3 protein-coding genes are annotated in these 2,352 nt (G+C 66.8%); 2 read left to right on the top strand and 1 reads right to left on the bottom strand.

Annotated elements, in window-relative coordinates:
- Positions 1–403, top strand: a 403-nt coding sequence (locus tag PKH97_RS15925) for a proton-translocating transhydrogenase family protein (protein WP_324388592.1), incomplete at its 5' end; no start/stop codon positions are given.
- 3 nt (positions 404–406) lie between these two features.
- Positions 407–1,852: a Re/Si-specific NAD(P)(+) transhydrogenase subunit beta gene (gene pntB / locus PKH97_RS15920; protein WP_324388591.1), complete on the top strand. Its 1,446-nt coding sequence runs from the start codon at positions 407–409 to the stop codon at positions 1,850–1,852.
- A gap of 178 nt (positions 1,853–2,030) precedes the next feature.
- Here pntB and PKH97_RS15915 read toward each other — a convergent pair.
- A partial coding sequence (locus PKH97_RS15915; protein WP_324388590.1) for a hypothetical protein occupies positions 2,031–2,352 on the bottom strand: 322 nt, incomplete at its 5' end.

Here is a 2,352-nt window from a genome sequence, read left to right as displayed (position 1 = left end):
GGCCGGGGCCGGCGCGGCTGCCGCCGCTGCCGTGGCCGCGAAGCCGGAGAAGGTCGTCAACCCGAACCGGAAGTTCTGGGTCATCGGCATCGTCGCGGCAGCCTTCCTGCTCCTCTCGACGATCCTCCCGGGGGCCTTCCTCCCGCACTTCACCGTCTTCGTCCTCGCGGTGGTCATCGGGTACTACGTCATCGGCAACGTCCATCACGCGCTGCACACCCCGCTGATGTCCGTGACGAACGCGATCTCCGGGATCATCGTCGTCGGCGCGCTGCTCCAGGTGCCCTCGGACAATCCCGCGATCAAGTGGGTGGCCTTCGTGGCGATCCTGCTCGCCAGCATCAACGTCTTCGGTGGCTTCACGGTCACCCAGCGGATGCTCAACATGTTCCGGAAGGCCTGAGCCATGTCGACGAGCCTGGTGTACGCGGCCTATATCGTCGCCGCCATCCTGTTCATCCTGGCCCTGGCCGGGCTGTCCCGGCACGAGAGCGCCAAACACGGCAACCTCTTCGGCATCGCCGGTATGGCGATCGCCCTCGTCGCGACGATCATCCTCGCGATCAATGGCGTCTACCACAGCGGGCTCGACGAGGCCGCGAAGAAGGCCGGCGAGTGGGGCCTGGGGATGCTCGTCCTCGCCATGGTCATCGGTGCGGCGATCGGCATCTGGCGGGCCCGTGTCGTCGAGATGACCGGTATGCCGGAGCTCATCGCGATGATGCACTCCTTCGTCGGTCTGGCCGCGGTCCTCGTCGGCTACAACTCGTACCTCGAGGTGCACGGGAACCCGATGTATGAGGACCTGATGCAGAGGGCGGGCCTGACCGGCATACACAACGGTGAGGTCTTCCTCGGCGTCTTCATCGGTGCGGTGACCTTCACCGGCTCGATCGTCGCCTTCCTCAAGCTCAGCGCGCGGATGTCCTCCAAGCCGCTGATGCTGCCCGCGCGGCACTGGCTCAACCTGCTCGCCGTCGTCGTGTCCTTCGGGCTGCTCATCGCCTTCATCCTCAGCCCGCAGCTGTGGATACTCGCCGCGATGACGGCGATCGCGCTGGCCTTCGGGTGGCACCTCGTCGCCTCGATCGGCGGGGGCGATATGCCGGTCGTGGTGTCGATGCTCAACAGCTACTCCGGGTGGGCCGCCGCTGCCTCCGGCTTCATGCTCAACAACGACCTGCTCATCGTGACGGGCGCGCTCGTCGGCTCCTCCGGTGCGTACCTGTCGTACATCATGTGCCGGGCGATGAACCGCTCCTTCGTGTCGGTCATCGCCGGTGGCTTCGGCTCCGACGGTGCGGTCACCTCGGGCGACACCGACTATGGCGAGCACCGGGAGATCTCCGCGGTGGAGACCGCCGAGCTGCTCACCGACGCCTCCTCGGTCATCATCACCCCCGGGTACGGCATGGCCACGGCTCAGGCGCAGCACGCGGTCGCCGATCTCACCCGCAAGCTGCGGGACAAGGGCGTCGAGGTCCGCTTCGGCATACACCCGGTTGCTGGTCGCCTGCCGGGGCACATGAACGTGCTCCTCGCCGAGGCGAAGGTGCCTTACGACATCGTCCTGGAGATGGACGAGATCAACGAGGACTTCCCGTCCACCGACGTCGTCCTCGTCATCGGCGCCAACGACACGGTCAACCCCGCGGCGATCGACGAGCCCGGGTCACCGATCGCCGGCATGCCGGTGCTCCACGTGTGGGAGGCCAAGAATGTCGTCGTCTTCAAACGGTCGATGAACGCCGGCTATGCCGGGGTGCAGAACCCGCTGTTCTTCAAGGAGAACTCGGCGATGCTCTTCGGTGACGCCCGCGACCGGGTGGAGGACATCATCAAGGCCCTGTGAACAACTGGTTCGGGCGTTCACACAACCTTGTCGACCCCTGCAGCGTCTAAGTCGTTGAGTGACCGGTGCAGGGGGCCGGTCAGTCGCCCCCCGCCCCACTCCCTGTGGATAACGTGCAAAGACACACCTTTAGAACGCTTCTAAAGGTGTGTCTTTGCGGGTTGTCCACAGGAGGAGGCTACGGGAGGGGCAGCCCGCAGGAGGTCGCCGCGGCCTTGAGGGCGCTCCGCAGCTCGGTGCGCTGCGCCTGCGTCAACGGGCCGAGGGGACGGGTGATTCCGGCCTTCTGCATACAGGACAGCTGAGTGTCGGTCAGCTCCAGCCAGCGGCCGGCCCGCTTCGGCAGCGTGATATTGCACGACTCGGCCGCCGTCTTGACCGAGGCCCATAGCGTCCGCCGCTGCTCCAGCGTGAGCGGGCCGACCGGGCGGGTGAGCCCCTTGGCCTGCAGGCAGCTGCGCTGCTCGGGGGTCAGCCGCGCCAGCATGCCGCCGCGGGCC

Source organism: Nostocoides sp. (assembly GCF_035343835.1).
In the GTDB taxonomy this organism is placed as follows: Bacteria; Actinomycetota; Actinomycetes; order Actinomycetales; family Dermatophilaceae; genus Nostocoides_A; species Nostocoides_A vanveenii.
This window is presented reverse-complemented; position numbering and strand designations above follow the sequence as displayed.

What these genes read in the sequence shown, in the direction of transcription:
- pntB (WP_324388591.1), top strand. Translation starts at nt 407, where the DNA reads ATGTCGACGAGCCTGGTGTACGCGGCCTATATCGTCGCCGCCATCCTG.